Source organism: Glaciecola sp. 1036 (genome assembly GCF_050306235.1).
Classification (GTDB): domain Bacteria; phylum Pseudomonadota; class Gammaproteobacteria; order Enterobacterales; family Alteromonadaceae; genus Glaciecola.
In genome coordinates this window covers 308925-328897 of the sequence record NZ_JBLWFH010000002.1, presented here as the reverse complement: position 1 = coordinate 328897, position 19973 = coordinate 308925, and the positions used below count along the sequence as shown (strand labels likewise).

14 protein-coding genes and 1 pseudogene are annotated in these 19973 nt (G+C 41.9%); 7 read left to right on the top strand and 8 right to left on the bottom strand.

Features of this window, described 5'->3' with window-relative positions; all coding sequences use genetic code 11:
* Positions 1-40 precede the first annotated feature (40 nt).
* From ACNKW3_RS04055 to ACNKW3_RS04045, 3 genes are all read right to left on the bottom strand, one after another.
* Positions 41-853: a LytR/AlgR family response regulator transcription factor gene (locus ACNKW3_RS04055; protein ID WP_427397986.1), complete on the bottom strand. Its 813-nt coding sequence runs from the start codon at positions 851-853 to the stop codon at positions 41-43.
* The gene (locus ACNKW3_RS04050; protein ID WP_427397985.1) at positions 850-2019 is read right to left on the bottom strand and encodes a sensor histidine kinase; all 1170 of its coding nucleotides are present in this window, start codon (positions 2017-2019) and stop codon (positions 850-852) included. The genes ACNKW3_RS04055 and ACNKW3_RS04050 overlap by 4 nt, the downstream gene beginning before the upstream one ends.
* A 140-nt stretch (positions 2020-2159) precedes the next feature.
* The gene (locus tag ACNKW3_RS04045; RefSeq protein ID WP_427397984.1) at positions 2160-3566 is read right to left on the bottom strand and encodes a malectin domain-containing carbohydrate-binding protein; all 1407 of its coding nucleotides are present in this window, start codon (positions 3564-3566) and stop codon (positions 2160-2162) included.
* 356 nt (positions 3567-3922) lie between these two features.
* On the opposite strand from ACNKW3_RS04045, the pseudogene ACNKW3_RS04040 reads away from it, so the two are divergent.
* From ACNKW3_RS04040 to ACNKW3_RS04020, 5 genes and pseudogenes are all read left to right on the top strand, one after another.
* Positions 3923-6589: pseudogene (locus ACNKW3_RS04040) on the top strand (family 16 glycosylhydrolase); the annotation flags it as partial.
* Positions 6590-7207: 618 nt separating this feature from the next.
* On the top strand, positions 7208-10186 hold the full coding sequence (locus tag ACNKW3_RS04035; RefSeq protein WP_427397983.1) for a TonB-dependent receptor: 2979 nt from the start codon (positions 7208-7210) through the stop codon (positions 10184-10186).
* Between the two features lie 130 nt (positions 10187-10316).
* Positions 10317-11879 (top strand): tryptophan halogenase family protein, encoded by a 1563-nt coding sequence (locus ACNKW3_RS04030; protein WP_427397982.1) that lies wholly within the window; start codon positions 10317-10319, stop codon positions 11877-11879.
* Positions 11880-11910: 31 nt separating this feature from the next.
* Positions 11911-12645 (top strand): SapC family protein, encoded by a 735-nt coding sequence (locus ACNKW3_RS04025; RefSeq protein ID WP_427397981.1) that lies wholly within the window; start codon positions 11911-11913, stop codon positions 12643-12645.
* Positions 12645-13655: a cupin-like domain-containing protein gene (locus ACNKW3_RS04020; RefSeq protein WP_427397980.1), complete on the top strand. Its 1011-nt coding sequence runs from the start codon at positions 12645-12647 to the stop codon at positions 13653-13655. Before ACNKW3_RS04025 ends, ACNKW3_RS04020 begins: the two co-directional genes overlap by 1 nt.
* Positions 13656-13658: 3 nt before the next feature.
* On the opposite strand, the gene ACNKW3_RS04015 is transcribed toward ACNKW3_RS04020, so the two are convergent.
* From ACNKW3_RS04015 to ACNKW3_RS03995, 5 genes are all read right to left on the bottom strand, one after another.
* Positions 13659-14873, bottom strand: coding sequence for an alpha/beta hydrolase family protein (locus ACNKW3_RS04015; protein ID WP_427397979.1), 1215 nt, complete (start codon positions 14871-14873; stop codon positions 13659-13661).
* 209 nt (positions 14874-15082) lie between these two features.
* Positions 15083-16849 carry a flotillin family protein gene (locus ACNKW3_RS04010; protein WP_427398181.1) on the bottom strand — a complete coding sequence of 589 codons (1767 nt, stop codon included), beginning with the start codon at positions 16847-16849 and terminating at the stop codon, positions 15083-15085.
* Between the two features lie 90 nt (positions 16850-16939).
* Entirely contained in the window at positions 16940-17593 is a 654-nt protein-coding gene (locus tag ACNKW3_RS04005) for a YqiJ family protein (RefSeq protein WP_427397978.1), read from the bottom strand.
* Between the two features lie 50 nt (positions 17594-17643).
* Positions 17644-18333, bottom strand: a complete 690-nt coding sequence (locus ACNKW3_RS04000) for a PspA/IM30 family protein (protein WP_427397977.1) — start codon at positions 18331-18333, stop codon at positions 17644-17646.
* On the bottom strand, positions 18330-18782 hold the full coding sequence (locus ACNKW3_RS03995) for a DUF2170 family protein (RefSeq protein WP_427397976.1): 453 nt from the start codon (positions 18780-18782) through the stop codon (positions 18330-18332). Before ACNKW3_RS03995 ends, ACNKW3_RS04000 begins: the two co-directional genes overlap by 4 nt.
* Before the next feature lie 145 nt (positions 18783-18927).
* On the opposite strand from ACNKW3_RS03995, the gene ACNKW3_RS03990 reads away from it, so the two are divergent.
* Both ACNKW3_RS03990 and ACNKW3_RS03985 read left to right on the top strand, forming a co-directional pair.
* The gene (locus ACNKW3_RS03990) at positions 18928-19251 is read left to right on the top strand and encodes a DUF6471 domain-containing protein (protein ID WP_427397975.1); all 324 of its coding nucleotides are present in this window, start codon (positions 18928-18930) and stop codon (positions 19249-19251) included.
* 10 nt (positions 19252-19261) lie between these two features.
* Entirely contained in the window at positions 19262-19885 is a 624-nt protein-coding gene (locus ACNKW3_RS03985; protein WP_427397974.1) for a flavin reductase family protein, read from the top strand.
* The last annotated feature ends 88 nt before the right edge of the window (positions 19886-19973 follow it).

Genomic DNA, 19973 nt, shown 5'->3' with positions numbered 1-19973 from the left:
TAAAGGAAAAACCGAATGTCTGCGTTTACTCTAAAGGAATTTATACGCCCGCCTGTAAAAACTGTTTAATTGCGTCCCTATAATTACGAGATACCTTGAGTTTTTGATCTTGCTGCAAAACTAAAAAAAACTCTCCTTTTGTGTGAGGAAGTACTTTTTCGACATAATTTAAATTGACTATGGTTGAGCGATGAACACGTTTAAATTTTTCTGTGTCTAACTGGCTCAATAGCTCTTTTAAGGTGCTTCTTTTGATGTAGGTTTCACCCTTGGCATGTACGCAAACATAATCGCCTGCAGCATCCATCCAGGCAATATCATCCTGTTCTAAAAGGACAATTTCGTCACGTTCTTTGATTAGAATTTTTTTCTGTTCTGCGTCCTCATCACTCCATAATGTGGAAGCTTCTTTATCTTCACGACCGTTGTATTTTCGTATTTCGCCAATTGCGCCAATGATGCCAGATTTATTAGATATTGCTGGTTGCATAGCTAATCTTTCTTTCACTCGTATTACCGCGCGATCAATACGCTCCTGATCAATTGGCTTTAAAATATAGTCGACAGCGTGCAAATCAAAGGCATCTATCGCGTACTGCTCAAAGGCGGTGGTAAACACTATTAGTGGTAATGCATCATCTTGCAGTCGTTTCACTACACCTAAGCCATCAAGACCAGGCATTTGAATATCTAAAAACATCACGTCGGGGGCGTGGGTAAGTGCAGCTTCAACGGCCTCTCGACCATTTTTACATTGGGCGATAATCTCCACTTGATGGGTTTTGGATAATTTGGATCGCAATACGCCTAATGCAAGTGGCTCGTCATCCACAATAATCGCCCTAAGCATCATTGCTCGCCTCTTTCTTCTGGTTCTAGGTGTCGAGCTATTTGTGTGTCTTCGGTTTCAAAAGGTAGTTGAATTAGAGTTTTTAAGCCACCTAATTGGGATTGTGTCACGGTAATTTTGTATTCACCAGCATACAGAATATCCAAACGTTGATTAGTATTTTCAAGCCCTACCCCTTTGTTTAGGCTAGCAGCGGCTTTTTCATTTTCTGTATGCTCATTCGAACCTGTGTCTTCAACCATCAATTCGAGTAGATCTCGATTTTTTTTCGCTGAAATTTTGATTGTGCCGCCAGACTCGGATTTGGCAATTGCATGCTTCATACAGTTTTCAATCAGAGGCTGAAGAATAAGACTAGGCACAAACGCCTGCTCGCATTCGGTTTCAACATCAAATACAACTTGAAGTCTGTCTTCGAAACGGGTTTTCTCAATTTTGAGGTACAACCACAAAATGTCGACTTCTTGTTGTAATGGAATTTTACCATCAGGAATATTATCTAATGAATAGCGTAAAAACTGACTCAAGTTGACTGTCATCATCTGAGCTTTTTCGTTTTCCTCTACTTCAATCAAGGCGTTTATGGCATTCAGGGTGTTACATAAAAAGTGCGGATTTAATTGATAGCGCAACATTTGAAGTTGAGCGTCACGCGCGGTGGCTTGGGCTTGTACTCTTTTGTATCTAGCTTCTCTAGCCGCTGCTTCTGCGTTAAGCATGTCTTTCTTTTTTTCTTGTAATAAGCGGTAGTATTGAACCCCGTAAAACACGGCAGTCCAGCTCACGAAAATGAAAATACTACTAAAATACCATCCACCAAACTCGTTCCATATATGAGATTCTCCAGTGATTAATTGGAAAACCCACATACGCGCAAAGGTCCAAGCGAGTGAAACAATTGCCACCAAGATAACGTTAATGACAGATTTAAACCAAAGGTTGGTTTGCCAAAAATAAACAAGGAGATATTGCAGGATATGAGAAAATATCAGCCCTAACACCGATTGAATGATGGTAGGAATAACATATATAACACTGGCTTGGCTGTACCAAAGTGTTAAGGTGAAAAAAGTGACAATTCCCAAGAATCCCCAAAATGCGACCTGCCAATACCGCATCGACCCAAAATCGGTAAAGAACTCTTGATTATCCTTTAAATTTTTCAGCATCAACTCTAATTCTTGGTGAAGCACTAAATACCCTCACAGGTTATAGATTTGTTTACGTTATGTAAACAAATGCTAAAGTTAAAAAGGTGTGTATTCAGTGCCTGATGCATAAATTACTTACTCAACAATCAAACATAACATCAATTATCGTCGGCAAGTTGATAAATACGCACATAATCCACTTCCATTCGCACTGGAAAAATACTGTCATCAGTGGGACCACCAGCGCCGCCCCAGCCGCCGCCAATAGCTAAGTTAAGGATGATGTGATAGGGATGATCAAAAGGCCAGGCTTCCCAGCCTTCACCTTCGTTGTGATAATAAAAATATGGAATATCGTCATAGCTGATAAAGATGTATTCAGGTGTCCATTCTAGTGAATAAAGTCTGAAGTTTTCACTGACTGCTTCGGCTTCAATACTGCCTTTTCGCTGTTCGAAATTAACCCAATAATAGGACTTAGTATGAACAGTGCCATGCACTCGATTCATGTCGTAGCCAACGTGCTCTAGAATATCAATTTCACCTGAATTTGGCCATGCATCACATTTTGCATCGCCTTGCCTTTCACCACCGGGGCTACAAGTTGTGGCATATTTAAAGAAATCGGTTGGCATCATCCAAGCCGCCGGCCAAGTGCCCTGTCCCGCTGGCACTTTGATTCGCATTTCGACCTTGCCATATAAAAAGTCCGCTTTACCTTTTGTCAGCAAACGCGCTGATGTGTACTGAGCGTTGCCGTATTCCTCTTTGTGAGCTTCGATTATCAAATTGCCGTTTTCAACGCGTGCATTCTTTAATCTGTCGGTATAGGCCTGGTCTTCGTCGTTTACTTGCCCTGCAGGCCATATGTTATAAGACCATTTGCTAGGATCTGGTTTTCCATCTTGATTAAATTCATCTTGAAATATGAGCGACCAGTTTCGGGTATCTTGCACTGACTTTCTGACAATAACGCCATTTAATACCGGCTCACCAACTTTGGCCTGCAATTTTATGTTCAATTTCCCGTCTTCAGATTGAATATTTGACACGCTGCGGGTTAGGGCTGATAAGGGCTTTACATCTCTGGCAGGTAAAATATCTAAATCAGGAATCACGACTTGGTCATTAACGAGAACATCAAACACTCTTTGACCAATTTGGGCTGACTCGTTAGGTTCTGCAAAAAGAAAGGTTAACGCAAAAGTACCGTCCTCAACCGGCAACGAAAATTCCAATTCGCCCTGACGATAAGACTGAAATAAGGTGGGATTTTGAGTACCTTTTATCGCTTCATTTAAAGTGCGAGTTTCACCTGAAATAATCTTATCTGCCGAATAAACAATACCGCTTAGATCATGGTATTCATTGCCTCCAACATTAATAGCATGTACCACGCCCATAGCAAAAGGTGAAACGGATTGTTGCCTGTCTGAATTTTCATCTTGCGTTTGAGTGACTTGTGTAGATTTTGATTGAACATCTCCCTGCACACATCCAACAAGCATTGTACTCATAGCAAACACTAAGCTAGACAATCCAAGCTTATTAGTGATTTTTATCATTCTGTTGTCCTTTACACTTTTAAGGCTTAGCAACATAAATCAATGGATGATTTACACAACTTAAACAAGATAAAAGGGACTAGATTTGCGACAAATTGCTACTTTTAGTAAATAAATTGTTGCCTGTTTAATAAACACAAATCCGTTTCATCTCAGCAAAAATCCCACTTAGCGCATTTACCACTCTCAGCTATTAACAATTATATTACATTTGAATAGGCTACAGGCTGAAGAAAAGGTCATTTGATTTGGTGACTTCAGCGCGTATTGCTTAAAAGACCAGGATTTAACCTGATACTGGTAACAAAATGACAAAAACGAACGTGCTTTGAGAGAAACCACACTGGAGAACAACAATGGTAAAAAAACACGTAAATACATTATCGAGACATGCCTTGATACCTGTATTTGCTCTCTCACTAATAGCTTGTGGTGGCAGCGAAACCACTACGAATACAGAAATTGTTGAGATTGACACATCTCAACCTATCTCCGATTGGCAACTTGTATGGGCAGACGAGTTTGATGGCGCTTCCTTGGACACCAGCAGCTGGAACTATGAGATTAATTGTGCCGGCGGTGGAAACAATGAGCAGCAATGTTACACCGACAGTCCGGAAAATTTATTTTTAGCAGACGGTGTACTTAATATTGTAGCTTTACCAGCAGAAGCCGGGGCTGAAAAAGCTTATACTTCAGCGCGGATAAATACTCGAGGTAAAATGGATTTTACCTATGGTCGTGTTGAAATGCGCGCTAAGTTACCCCGTGGACAAGGTTCGTGGCCAGCATTTTGGATGCTACCTTCTGACTATGAATACGGCGAATGGCCAAAGTCTGGTGAAGTAGACATCATGGAGGCGGTAAATCTTGGTGCTATGGATCAAAATGGCAATCCAGAAAGACATATTCATGGCACCTTGCATTATGGTAATGCTTGGCCTAATAACGATTCATCAGGTAAAGAATATCTCCCACCTGATGGTTTAAACCCCGCAGATGATTTTAATACCTATGCCATTGAATGGCAGGAAGGCGAATTTCGCTGGTATATGAATGGTTATTTGTATGCTACTCAACGTCAGTCTCAAGTTCGTTACAACAGCACTGGCGAAGCCATTGGCTTACGTCACAAAGGCTGGTATACCCCTCAGTTTAATCCAGTTACTGGTGAGCCTGAAGTCACTTACGGTCCAGAGCCATTTGATCAACCTTTCCATCTGTTGCTCAATCTGGCCGTAGGTGGCGATTGGCCAGAAAATGTCAATGAAGGCGGTATAGATGCTACCGCTTTTGAAAATGGTCAAACGTACCAAATTGATTACGTACGTGTGTATGAGTGTTCTGTCGATCCAGCTACAGGCAAAGGCTGTGAAACTATACGTCCAGGATATGATGACGAAGAGGACGCCTTAGTTGAAGGTAAAGCACCTTCTCCTACACCACCGGCACCTCCTACAGCTACCCCTATCACAATTTTCGCTGACGGCGAAAATCCTGATTGGCCACTTTGGGATTGCTGTGGCGGCACGACTCCGCAGGTAGTAATGGATGATGATGCTACTTATGGTTCAGTGGCTGAATTTGAAATTCTAGATAATGCAGGTACTGTACTAGGCTTCAACAGCCGCATTGGTGAAAGCGAAGAATCCTACAATGCTGGTGCTATGATTGGCATTGGTAGCTTGAAATTCGACATGAAAGTGGTATCTCCGACTGGTGGTGCAACTACTTGGCTGTTGAAAGTTGAAGCGGATGGCAATACTTCGTCGGCTCAGTTAGCCCTAAACGAGAGTGTCGAGGGTTTAGACCCCGTGGTTGGAGAATGGCAATCTTACACCTTCCCTATTCAGCAACTTAGCGACCTTGGATTAGATGTTGGCAGCATAGATGTCATCATGATTTTCCCTGAATGGGGTACAGGTGGCGGTGCAAAATATCGTGTTGACAATGTGCGCATAGAGCAAGATGGTGCAGTCGCTTCCCCGCAATTAAATCTTTTTGAAGACGATTTAGCAGAAGGCTGGGTTGTATGGGATTGTTGTGGCGGCACAATGCCAACCATTGAAGAAGACGAAGCGCCTTATGGTAACACCGTAGAATTCCGTATTAATGACAACAATGGGACTGTGCTTGGGATTACTTCTCGTTCAGTAGATGGTGGCGCAGGTGAAGCTTTCGATGCTTCTGCTATTTTGGTTAACGGTGTAGTCCAGTTTGACATGAAATTAGTCAACGCAACTACAGCTGACACCACATGGTTATTGAAAGTTGAATCGGATAGCGCAACCACTGCGGTGGAAGTTGCACTCTCAACTTCTCAAGAAGATGTTGCACCTGTTGAAGGCGAATGGCAAACCTATACCTTTGCCCTTTCCGATTTAGCTGATGCTGGCTTAGATGTCAGTATGATTGATGTTTTAATGATATTCCCAACTTGGCAAACAGGTGCCGGCGCTGTGTATCGTGTGGATAACTTTAAAATCTACGATCCGACAGCTTCAGGCGCACCTTCAGGCCCTGTGTTACAAGGTTTTGTTGACGGAGTAAATCCTGATTGGCCGCTTTGGGATTGTTGTGGTGGCACAACACCAACGGTTGAAATGGATGATGCTGAGCATGGTGCTACAGCGGAATTCAGAATCAATGATAATAACGGCACAGTATTAGGTTTCAACAGCCGTAACGGTGAATCTGAATTACCTTTTGACGCATCTTCGATCCTGACCACAGGTGTAATCACCTTTGAGATGAAAGTGGATTCCATGCCAGCTGGTGACCCCGTTTGGTTAATGAAGCTAGAGTCAGACAACACTACCACCGAAGTTCAGGTTGAACTTACAAGTTCCCAAGAAGGCGCTGCACCGGTGGAAGGTCAATGGCAAACATACACCTTCGATTTGTTATCACTCTCTGATCAAGGTTTAGACGTAAGTGCTATCGACGTTATCATGATCTTCCCAGCATGGGGAACAGGTGCGGGTGCTGTTTATCGCGTTGATAATCTGTTTATTGGTAACCCATCGGACATAACCGGCATCACCAGCGGTGGAAATACCGGTATAGCTAACGCGTATTTCACTGTATTTGCTGATCAAGTAAACGAGCAATGGCCTTTATGGGATTGCTGCGGCGGAACCACGCCAACGGTTGAAATGGATGATGCCCAGCATGGCGCAACCGCGGAATTCCGCATCAATGCTAACACTGGCACCGTCATGGGTTTTTACAGCCGCGATGATGGCGTACCTTTTGATGCCAGCAGTATTCTAGCTGCTGGGCAATTCCAGTTTGAAATGAAGCTAATTTCAGAAGCTGAAGGTGATGTCTGGTTAATGAAAATGGAAGCTGATGGCAATACTTCGGCTGTTGAGTTGGATTTAACAGATAGCCTTGAAGGGCTAGCGCCTGTGGTTGGCCAATGGCAAACCTACACCTTTGATTTAACCCAATTGCAAGATGGTGGCATAGATGTCAGCGCTATTGACGTCATTATGGTATTTCCTGCGTGGGGAACAGGCAACGGTGCGGTTTACCGCTTAGATAACGTGGTGTTCTTACAATAAATCGAACAAAAACACAGATTTTCCCGACCTCTTTCAAACTATGAAATGAGGTCGGCTTAGAAGAATAGGATAACTATGAAACACATTAAATTTTCTAAAAATAGGTTATCAGCCACCATTTCTGTGATTCTGGGAGCAACCATGTTAGCCCCTGTTCATGCACAGGAAGAAGCGGATGAAGCCAATTTAAACACACCAACAGAAGTGATCGAAGTTACGGGGATAAGAGGAAGTTTAGCCAGAGCTCAAGACATTAAAATGTCAGCTTCCGGTATCGTAGACGCTATTTCTGCAGAAGAAATGGGTAAATTCCCAGATACCAACCTCGCTGAGTCTTTACAAAGAATTACCGGTGTTACTATCAGCAGAAGCAACAATGAAGGTAGCCAGATTACGGTCAGGGGTTTTGGTCCATCTTTTAACTTATTATTGTTAAATGGCCGTCAAATGCCTGGAACAGGGAATACGCGTTCATTCAACCTAGAAAACTTATCTTCTGAGGGTGTAAGTCAGTTAGAAGTATTTAAATCTACTCGCATTGACTTGCCCACAGGTGGTTTAGGCGCGACAGTTGATATTTCAACTGCTAAACCTCTAGATAAACCAGGTTTAAGATATTCACTTTCTGGTAAGGGTATCTACGATGAATCTAATGAACTAGGAGAAGATGTAACACCAGAACTAGCGGCTCTTTACAGTCAGACCTTTGCGGATGATCGTATTGGTGTTTCTTTATCTGCCTCGTATCAAGAACGTTCGTTCCGCCAAGAAAACGCCATCATTCCTGGCTGGTTAGCGAATACCGCAGCCATGGGCTCTGCAACTAATGTAGTTGACCCTCGAGCAGATGCCATCGATGATGACGCTGATACAGCAGGTGGCTCAGTGCTTGACGGAAAAGTCGGTAACACCTTCTTTCCACGTCAAATTTCCTATGACGTTAATGATATTCAAAGAGAAAGAACCAATGCTCATTTAACCCTGCAATATGCGCCCACAGATGATATGACATTTACCGCAGACTATATGTATGCAGAAGCGCAAACGGCACGTGAGGGCTTTGGTTTTGGTGTCTGGTTTAACTTTGGTGGTAACGTTTCATCATATGAATTAGACGAAAATGGCACAGCAGTTAAATTCACAGAAATTCAAAATGACTTTGCACATTCTCGTTCAGCCGAAACTACTCTAGTGGAACAAGACTCTATTGGCTTTAATTGGGAATGGTATCCAACTGACAACTTTAGAGTTGAATTAGATTACCATGATTCACAAGTAGACACGGACAATGGACTAGATGATGGTACCAATGCAAGTAGCTTGTTGATAATTGCGCCAAACAATATTGTGACTAAAACCTATGACTTCACTTCCGGACAAATTCCAAATTTCTCCATGACTTGGCCAAATGGTGCGACCGAAGCTCAACCAGGTGACATAGACCCATTGTTTGCTCAGTTTAGCCGTAATATTGGTACATCGACAGTTGAACAATTGCAGTTCCACTCTGAATGGATAAATCCCAACGATAGCTTCCTGACCAATGTGAAGTTTGGTATGGCGAGGACAGAACAGGAATTTTTTGGTCGTACAGGGTTCAGTGGTAACCAAGGTCCTAATGGGTACAACGGTAATCAGGCAATTTTCCCAGATAGCATGTTCACTCGCGTGGACACAGGGGACTTGTTGGATGAATTTGTCGGTGGCGGTGCTGGCTTAACAACAAATTACTACTATGACTACAATTTGGGCGAAGCTTTATCGCGTTTAATTGCCTTCTTCCCGAGCTTTACAACTGACCCGTTCAACGAATCTGGACAAGTCGGTGAAAGCTCTGTTTTGGAAGAGACTAATTCAGCCTATTTAGCTAGCACCATGTTCTTCGAACTGCGTGATATTCCAATAGATGTGAATCTAGGACTAAGATACGAAGAAACCACCACTTCCAGTGAGAATTTACAACGCGCCGAAGATTTTGTGGTTTGGACAAATCCAACTGAATGGCAATTACGCTATGTAGCAGATGAAGATAGCTTTGTATCAGGAGAAGGTGAATACGATGTACTGTTACCAGCCCTTGATATAAAAGCTGAAATATACGAGAACATGTTTGTAAGAGCATCAATCGGTAAAACCATAACTCGCTCTTCCCTTGGCTCTTTAGGCGCTGGGCGCAGTTTATCGCCTAACCCTAAACCAGATAGTCGAACAGGTAGCGCTGGAAACCCAATGTTACAACCATTTGAATCGACGAATTTCGATTTAACTTGGGAATGGTACTACGATGACGCTAGTTATGTAGCACTGGGATACTATCGCAAAGACGTTAAAAACTTTATCAACAACCAGCTTAATATAGTGACGTTTGATGGTCTAAGAGATCCTTTGATTGGTCCTAGAGCAAATGCTGCCAGAGCAGCGTTAGAAGCTGATGGCATTGCGCCAACAGTTTCGGCCATTTGGGAACGTATTATTGCTGATGGTGGCGGTTCGGACGATGATTGTTGTCAGGTACAAATCGTACGTCAAAATGAAAATGACCCCCTAATGGAATGGCAAGTTACTCAACCTACTAATAATCCTGAAACTCAGACTGTGGATGGGATTGAATTTGCGGTTTCTCACATGATTTCCGATACCGGATTAGGTGTGTCGTTTAACACCACTATTGTGAATAGTGATTCTGCCTTTGATCCTAGCAGTCTTGCGGTGCAAGCACCATTGACAGGTGTGAGTGACTCCGCAAACTTCCAACTCTTCTATGAAGATGACAATTGGTCAGTAAAAGTCACTCACGCTTGGCGTGATAGCTATCTATTGGGCATCGGACAAGCCCAGGGTTCAGCAGATGCACCACCTCAATTTGTGGCTGAAACCAATATCACTGATTTTAGTGTGAACTATAGTGTTGATGAAAACTTAACCTTGTTTTTAGAAGGGTACAACATCACCAACGAAGTGGAAGAAGGCTACGGTCGCTACCGTAACCAATTCCTATTCGGCCGTCAATATGGCGCAAGATACACCTTAGGAGCGCGCTACACATTTGATTAAGTAAGGGGAAGAAGAACAGGAAGCTGTCGAAAGATGGCTTCTTGTTTTTTATTTTGGACCAGACTTGGTATTGTCCTACAATATTAAAGACGCTTTTTCCGAGTTTGTAACACAAAGAGACAAAATTTTGATGGACAAGCCTATTCGCAATATCGTCATAGTGGGCGGCGGCACAGCCGGTTGGTTGACCTGCGCTGTATTAGCGGCGGAACATTGTGCCCATAGCGACAAAGGAATTAAGGTCAGCCTAATTGAATCCCCAGACGTGAAGACTATCGGCGTTGGAGAGGGTACCTGGCCGACCATGCGCAGTACCTTACGTAAAACCGGGATCAGTGAAACAGACTTTTTTAAATATTGTGACGCTTCGTTTAAACAAGGGGCTAAATTTGCCAAATGGGTCACAGGCGCAGATGACGATGCCTATTATCATCCACTGGTGTTGCCGCAAGGCTTTAATGAAATTAATCTAGCGCCATTTTGGCAACCTCATGCTGATAAAGTATCTTTTGCAGACGCGGTTTGCTTTCAAAGCCAGTTATGTGAAAACGGTCTTGCGCCTAAGCAAATTACCACCCCTGAATACGCCCACGTAGCCAATTACGCCTATCATCTGGATGCAGGAAAATTTGCCCAATTTTTACAACAACATTGCACCGAAAAATTAGGCGTAAGGCATATTCTAGATCATGTCACCGCAGTAAATTCAGCAGAAAATGGTGACATTGCCTCGCTTTCGACCAAACAGTCGGGCGAGATAGAGGGTGATTTGTTTATCGACTGCACTGGGTTTAAATCTTTATTGCTGGGCGAACACTATGGCATCGGTTTCAAATCATGCAAAGATATCTTGTTTAACGATACCGCACTGGCGACCCATGTACCCTACGAAAGCGAACAAAGTCCTATCCTATCTCATACCTTAAGTACCGCGCAAAGCGCTGGATGGATATGGGATATTGGACTACCTAGCCGCCGAGGTGTGGGCCATGTTTATTCCAGTGCTCATACGACACAAAATGCCGCAGAAGTAGAGCTCAGAAACTACATTTCCAATTTGATCGGAGAGCAAAAAGCAGCTCAATTGAATGTTAGGAAAATTGAGATTAATCCTGGGCATCGTGAAAAGTTTTGGCATAAAAACTGTGTCGCCGTGGGTTTATCCGCTGGCTTTTTAGAACCCTTAGAGGCTTCCGCTTTGGTCCTAGTTGAGTTATCTGCCGCTATGATTAGTGAGCAATTACCAGCTACAAGAGGCATAATGGACATAGTCTCAAAACGATTTAACGATAAGTTCAGTTATCGTTGGGACCGTATTATTGACTTCTTAAAACTGCATTATGTGTTAACCAAGCGCACAGATACCGAGTATTGGATTGACAACTGCCGCCCTGAGACTATTCCAAAAGATTTGCAAACATTATTGGAATTATGGCGCTACCAGCCGCCATGGCATCAAGATTTTACCCATGTAGATGAAATTTTTCCCACTGCAAGTTACCAGTACGTGTTATATGGCATGGGCTTTTCTTCCATACCACCACCGACTCAAAGAAAGTCGTTAAATCATGCTTTGGCGCAACAGCATTTGAAGAAAAACCATCAAATGACACAAAAATTGGTGCGTGGTTTGCCCACCAATCGAGATCTTATTGAAAGTATTAGGCAACAGGGACTGCAACCTGCACCCTAAATGAAAATGAAAACCAGAAGAAGCTAGTCCTATGTCAAAGTTAGATAACAATATCAGTACACAACATGAAATGCTCGACAATATCACCCATAAAGATATTAAGATCATTACTGATCTGCATCCAGACTATGGCGAGTTGCAAAGCTACACAACTCTGATTCCAAGTGAATTAGAGGCCGCGCAAACTGAATTTCCAATTTTTTTGCGCAAAAACTCACACTCCAAAAAGTTTGAACTTATCGCTCTGTTCGGAATGGCGGAAAGTGAAAATCTGTTTCTAACTAAGGATGGCTGGCAAGCACACTATGTGCCTTTAAGCATTAAACGTAAGCCTTTTTTAATTGGCTTTCAAAATCAACAGGGTCAACAAACACCTGTTGTTTTCATTGATATGCAAAGTCCACGCATCAGCCAGACTGAAGGTGAAAGTGTATTTATGCCTCATGGTGGACAAAGTGGTTATCTACAAGAAGTCAGTAGCATTTTATTGGCATTACACGAGGGGCATCAGCAAACCGATATCTTTATTGAAGCCCTAGAACAATTGGCATTGATTGAACCTGTTAACCTGAGTATTAGTTTACATAATGGACAGAAAATTAGTCTTGGCGAGCTTTATACAATTAACCAAGACGTATTAGCAGCGCTAAACGCAGAACAGATTGGACAATTACACTCACAAGGTATGCTAAAAGACATTTATATGATCATCGCTTCCTTAGGTAATTTAACGCGTTTGATCGAACGAAAAAATAGTACCTTATAATGGATATTTTTTCGTCTTTACCCCAAATTGAAAGTATTGAATACAATGCTAATGAGGGATATCCAAAACAGCTAGTGGACGCCGCACAGCCGGTCGTACTAAAGGGTTTTATTCGTGATTGGCCATTGGTAAAAGTTGCACAAGAGTCTACAGATGCGTTAAAAGCATATTTGTTAGCAGCTTATAACGATAATCCCGTTCATTTGATGCAAGCGCCCGCAGAGTGTAAAGGTAGATTGTTTTACAACCAAGACTTATCAGGGTTTAATTTTACCCGTAGCCATCAAAATCTCAGGGATGTTTTTTCAGCCATCAAACAATCCCAGACCGAATCAAACCCTCCAACCCGTTATGTTGGTTCTACCATGGTTGATAGTATTTTTCCGAGTCTTAGAAAAAGTAATGATATAGGCTTTTTACCCAACGCCTTGGCCAGCATTTGGATGGGCAATCAAAGCCGAATAGCCGCTCACCATGATGCTCCAGATAACTTTGCATGCAATGTCGCAGGCCAACGCAGATTTACCTTGTTCCCACCCGAGCAAATAGAGAATTTGTACATTGGCCCAATTGATTTTACTCCAGCCGGGCAAGCAGCCAGCTTAGTAGATTTCCATGCCCCAGACTTCGACAAATATCCAAAATTTAAACAAGCGCTCGTAAGCGCTCAGTGCGCGGTGCTTTCACCGGGTGACGCTATCTATATTCCGGCAACTTGGTGGCATCATGTAGAGGCGTTGAGCGACTTCAATATTCTGGTTAATTACTGGTGGCGCCAAGTTGACGATCACGTAGGCGTACCTAATGATGCCCTTATCCATGCGATGCTGGCAATTAAAAGTCTTCCTCAAGCACAAAGAGAAGCTTGGAAAGCTTTTTTTGAGCATTATGTATTTTCCCCAGCCCCTAACAAGCACATACCAGAAGACAAGCTGGGTATGCTGGATGAAGTATCGCCTTTATTAGCGAGAAAAATGCGAGCTTTGCTGATAAATAAAATTAATCGATAATTATCAGTGGTTTAGTTTTGGCACATTCCATGGTTGCCAGTCGGACACTGTGAATTTATAGTTGCCATCAGTAAAATTGATTTCATCTTCGAGCTCACCTTCACCGAGTAAAAAATGTTCGATATATTTCTTAACCAAAGGCTTTTGAGCTTCGGGTAACTGACAGTGTTGATACCCTCCTACTTGATGGATAGCGATATTTTCAGGTACTCCATGGGCTTGCCAGATAGTTTTCGCTAGGTTCGCAGTGTAAAAAGAACTTAGATTACCCAGCCATTCCATGGAAGTATTTTCAATTACTAATAATCCTCTCGGGGCTATCAAACCCATAAGTTGGTGATGGTCCACAGGTATTTTGGCAGTCTTGCCACTAAACTGCTTAAAATCTTCTCTAAACCATACATTTTCAGTTACGATTTGCGATTGGGTCTGGACGTTTTGACCAATACTTCTTTGATAATCCGATAAACGCCAACTGGCCGAGCCTCCAGAGCCTGATTCTTGGGCGATAGTTAATACTAACCTGTCATCAAATGCCCCAGCTACAATAGCACCTTTGCCATTACGAGAGCAGCCAGTGATACCAATTCGAGAACTATCAAACATGCTTTGTTCTGAGGCTTCAAGTACATCCAGAATGCGGCTTACTCCCCAACTCCAAGCGATCATAGCGCTTGCAGAATGCTCTGCCCCATAGAGATCAAAGAATTTACCCTTTCCTCTTGAATGGCCACCAAATTGCTCGCCCAGTTGATTATTGTTTAGTGTGATGACCGCCACACCCGCATCATTCAATAATTCTTTATCTAAGGAAAAACGCCCCAAGGCTATAATTGCAGGATAGGGAGCACTGCCCTGTTTGGGTAAAGAAATGTCGGCAGTAAATTCAATTAATTTCTCGTTATTGCCGGCCTGAACTAAAAGTTTGTCCTTTGATATTTCACCTTTCACAATTGCGGGTGACGTCGGTTTTTCACCTAATTCCCAATGTTCGAATTTAGCTTTGGTTTGTTTTCGAACACATTCCCACTGAGATTTGGTTGTAATCGACTTACCATCAAGTAATAGAAAAGGATCAGGAAAACTCGTAATGGTCGGAAGTGCAGAAAAATCTGTTGGATGATATTGTTCACAAGATTGTTTGTCTTGGTTTCCGCTAACAAAAGCAGAAAAGGATAAAAAGAGTAATCCGATAAAACTCAAACGAAATGCCATCATGATGTGCACGCTAGCTAGGCAAAACACTAGTGTGTAAAACCTAGATTTAAATCACAATTGACTTTTTTTAACAATCTGTTTACGTTTTGCTCATTTTTAGAATATGAAAACCTTTTTAAAAACAACATCAGCGCAAAACGATACTAAGCAGTTGCATTTAAATACAACTGCTTAGAGCGTGTTTATATTTGTTCATTCAATCGAGAAATTTACTCGTCTTTGTCCGAAGTTTGATCCTTATCGGTAGTGTCTGTCGGTTTATACATTGAGACGCCATTTGTGCTAGGTTCTATGTTTGTCATACCATTCGATTTGACAGCCTTAGTATTTAAAATCGCACTGTTTCCTTTGATAAGCTCTTCTAAACCTGCGCCGTCGCCCTCAACCATACCCAACTCTTTTAGTAAAGAATCCACTATGGGAGCGTTTGCACGATAGCTCAGTGCTGCATTGGTAACCTGCTCTGCAATTCCACCGTTTGATTGCCCTGCGCCAGCCGAGCCGTTTGATAGTGTTGTACCATTTCCGGCAACACCATATCCTTGAAGAATCTTAATACCTTCAATATTTTCAAGAGGTTTAACTGCATTCGCAACGACCTCTGGTAATATTTTAAGGATTGCAAGGGCGCGCTGAAGTTCAATTTGCTCATCTTTAAGAATATTCTCTGCTTCGTGTAGCGCTTGCTTACCTTCAGCTTCAACTGCAAGTATTTTCTCTCTTGCTTCAGCTTCTAAAATTTGCGCATCTGACTTAGCTTTAGCTTCAGTTAATATAGCCTCAGCTGTGTCATGTGCTGCGTTTTTCTTGGCAGCTGCTTCTACGGTAACACCAACAGCTTCACGTTCAGCTTCTTTTTTCGCGTCAATAACTTCGATTTCTTTCTTACGATTTGCTTCCGCAACTTGGCGAGCTGTAGTTACCGCTTCTTCTTTTTCAACTTTGAGTTTTTCTGCTTCTGCCGCTTTCGCTCTGGCTGCTGATTCTTCCTCAGACTTAATAGCAACCGCGATTTCTTTCACCTGCTCGGCAACTTCAATATCTTTCTGCTGTTCGATTCGAGCTTGTTCAAGAGCCTTATTTTTGTCAATTTCTTGGGTTTCAATCTCTCGAGCTTTGGCAATTTCAGCAACTTCAACTGCGCGTTCCTTGGCAATTTCCGCTTCCCGCTCTTCTCGCTCCTTCATTTCCCTCTGCTTGGCAATTTCAGCCTTTTGTTCCTGACGTTTAAAAGCTAATACTTGTTCTTGAGTTAAACGTGCCTCTTCTTCACCACGCTTAATATCTAAAGATTGCATTTCAGCTTCTAAATTTCTCTGCTCAATCTTTATACGGTTTTCTTGCTCAATATCATTGGTTTCTTTACGCTTTTCTTCAATAATTTTAGCAAGGCGAGCGCGACCCTCGGCATCAAACGCATTGTTTTCATTAAAATATTCCAAATCTGTTTGGTCAAAACCAGTTAAAGACACAGATTCAAGTTCTAAACCATTTTTCTCCAAATCATTCGCAACGCTTTGTTGGACTTTTTGAACGAAATCAGCCCTTTGCTCGTGCATTTCGGTCATTGTCATTTCAGCTGCAACGGCTCGCAATACATCGACAAATTTCGACTCCATAAGCTGTTTAACTTCGTCAGCTCGCGTGGTTCTTGTACCTAAAGTTTGCGCCGCCATTGATATGCCATTAGCGTTCGGCGCCACTCGCAAATAGAAGTCTGCTTTTACATCCACTCGCATTCTATCTTTGGTGATCAATGCATCTTTCTGCGTTTTTAAGACTTCGATTCTAAGGGTATTCATATTTACCGGAATAGTTTCATGAACTACGGGTAGAACTATGGCACCGCCATCTTTTATAACTTTTTCACCGCCGAGACCGGTTCTAACAAAAGCAGTTTCTTTAGTTGCTCTTTTATATAGTTTGGCAAATATCAGACCTAAAACAATGACGGATAAAATGCCTACACCAACCATTACTAACGTAAAAGAGGTGCCGCCTGATGTAAATGTTTCCATAAATAACTCCTTTCCTATTTATCTTCTTAATGACAACTTTGTGTCATACTAACTTTCCGTGGATGCTTCCATATTTGTTGCCAACCAACTGTTAGGTCCTTTTTCCACCAATACTACTTGCTGCCCAACGTGAAATTCTTGTCCGTTTTCTATTGGCTCAACCATTACGTAGTGTTTTTGTTTAAAGCTATCCACAAAGCTCGCTTCGCTTGGTGAACCAACGCGAGCTGTCCCTAAGGTAATTGTCGCAATTCGGCCTCCAAAGGTGTCAGTGTTTATCGCTGAGCTTTCATTTTTGGGCATAAACCTAGCCAATCGTTTACCTATTCTTCCTGTTAGGGTAAGCCCTACCGCCAATGCAACTGGAAAACTAATTAATGTCGGCAGTAGCACTCCAAACAGGCTTCCGAATAAGTAATTCGCAGTCCAGCCAGAAAGACCAAAACAAGTCATAAATAACACAAACCAAATCATCAATGGCAAGCGATTCAGGGCTAACCAACCTAGTATTCCAGTTAATCCTCCCGACGATATTTCAGCTTCCAGTTCAAAATCCATATCTATCGGAGATATGCCATCAAACAGCGCACCAATACTTAGGCCGAAAATCATTGCGAGACCTTCAACTAAGCCAAGCCCTATCACTATGCATATTGCCACCGTATATAGGGTATTTGCGTCACTCAATAAAAACTCAATCATAGAAATTCCTGTAAGCTTGAAAGAGCAATAGACGTTTTATCTTTAGCTAACTATTTAGCACTTGCCTTCTTTGCCTTTATTGCAGCCAAAACATCTTCAGCACTTTTACCAGAGGTTTTAATTCCCGCTTCTTTTAACTTTTGATCTAAAGAACTGGCCGTTTCCAATTCTTCCGCTGCCGCTTGCTTGGCCTCAAAGTCAGCCTGTTTTTCTTTAATTCGTTCAAGACTCTCTTTCGCTGATGCCACTGATGATGATCCAGAGTTCAGATTACTATGAATGGATTGTTGTGCTTTGTGTACTGAATCAGTCGCTTTTACTTGGCTTAATTGACTTTCCATTTCTTTAATTTGATTCTCAGTTTTGACTATTTGAGCTCTTATCTTGTCGCAATGGCTGCTAAATTGACTAACACTTTCCATTGTTGTTGCCTTGTCAGACTCAAGTTTTGCAATATGACCAGCGGTTTCCAGAGCTAGCGCTTCATCTCCTTTTTCCAAAGCTGCTGAAGCATGTGACTCATATTCCTCAATTTGCTTTTCTAGTTGGGTGATTTTGGCTTCATTTTGTTTCTTTGAGGCCACTAAAGAAATTTCACTTTCTTTTGCTTTTGCCAAATCCGCTTTTGCTTCTCTGATTTCCTGTTCAAAAATTCGAATGGCATTGGCGTCTACAACTGCTTCACCCATTTCGTTAGCCCCGCCTTTTAATGCACTGAATAACTTACTAAATATGTTCATTTCATGACTCCTTGTTCTGCTTGGGGAATTTGTTTATTAAACTTGTAATGTGGCTCTAAAGCATCAATGACACTGAAAGTGTTTTGCACCAAAGCAAATAATTCTTCAGCAATTAACTCAAGGTTGCTGTCCGTGGACAATGCGCCAAATAGCACATACCAGTCAACGCCATTAATTTTTTCTATGGCAATTGTGCTTAGTGGTAAATATTTGTGGGTGGTCAATAATCGATAGTCGATTTCAGCTGGGTTGCTAAATTCATCACGCTCTACAAGCGCTACCTCTATTAACATTTGTTTGTCACTGACCGCCAAAATTACGGGTAAATCTCCGTAACTTTCGAATGTTAGCAATAAAGAAGCGGCTCTCAGCTCAGGCTTTACCAAATACTTTTGATAAAACTGACTGTCCTGTAGAGCTTGATTTATTGTGTCTATAGTCCAACTCATAACGATTTCCTTTCCACGGAGTTGAATTTAATGTAGCGCAATAATTTAATATTATCAATAAAAATTAAATATTTTAAATTTTAATTGATTCCTTTTGCTATTTCTATACACTATATTAATTACCCAGTGACTGCTAGTTAATTCAATGCCAAAGAAAGATCCAAACATTACACAAGAAATGGAAGAGCTTTTAGTTGTAAGCAAGCTTGAGTGGAAAGAGACGCTCAAAACTTGGCTACCGGCATTTATCAAAAGAGCGGGCATAGATCATGAGGAACTGTCTGAGAAACTCTGGGAAAACTTTAACGTTCGGCAAAAAACTACTAACCTACGTTCTAAATTTAGCCAAGGCACGGTGGACGGCCAACTGTTACTACAAATTATGTTAATTTGCGATCAACAGGTAAATCTCAATGAGATTAAAGAATGCTACGAACGCTCGGTAAAAAAAATCGCCAAAAAGCAGTAAGGGTTTATCTGTGAACAAACAACATTATCACCACTATTACCAACCATCTCAAGGTCATGGTTTAGCACATGATCCCTTTAATTCGATTATTGCTCCTCGACCTATTGGTTGGATTTCCAGTATGGATAGCAAAGGGCAAGTTAATCTAGCACCCTACAGTTTTTTCAACGCGTTTAACTATACCCCACCCATTCTTGGGTTTTCTAGTATTGGCTACAAAGATACTGTTAGGAACATCCAAGAAACTGGAGAATTTTGTTGGAATTTGGTCAGTGCCGAGCTGGCTGAAGCTATGAATAAAACCTGTCAGGCGGTAGAACCTGAAGTAGATGAATTTGACCTTGCAGATTTAAAAAAACGAGCTTCGAATGAAATTTCAGTGCCGCATGTTGCTGCCAGTCCAGTGGTAATGGAATGTAAGAAAACACAAATCATTCAATTACAAGATTCTCAACAAAATGATCTTGAAACATGGATGGTATTGGGAGAAGTGGTTGGTGTACACATTGCCCCAACGCTGATTAAACAAGGTGTTTTCCAAACTCACCTTGCCGACCCGGTATTACGCGCAGGTGGACCAGGTGATTATTTTACCATATCAGCTGAAAATCGTTTTTTTATGCCTAGACCTTAATAACAGCACTATTATGAATTTTGTTCATTGATTAATGAATTTAAGTCAATTTTATTCATATCAATATTCACGTATAACGTCCGTCTAT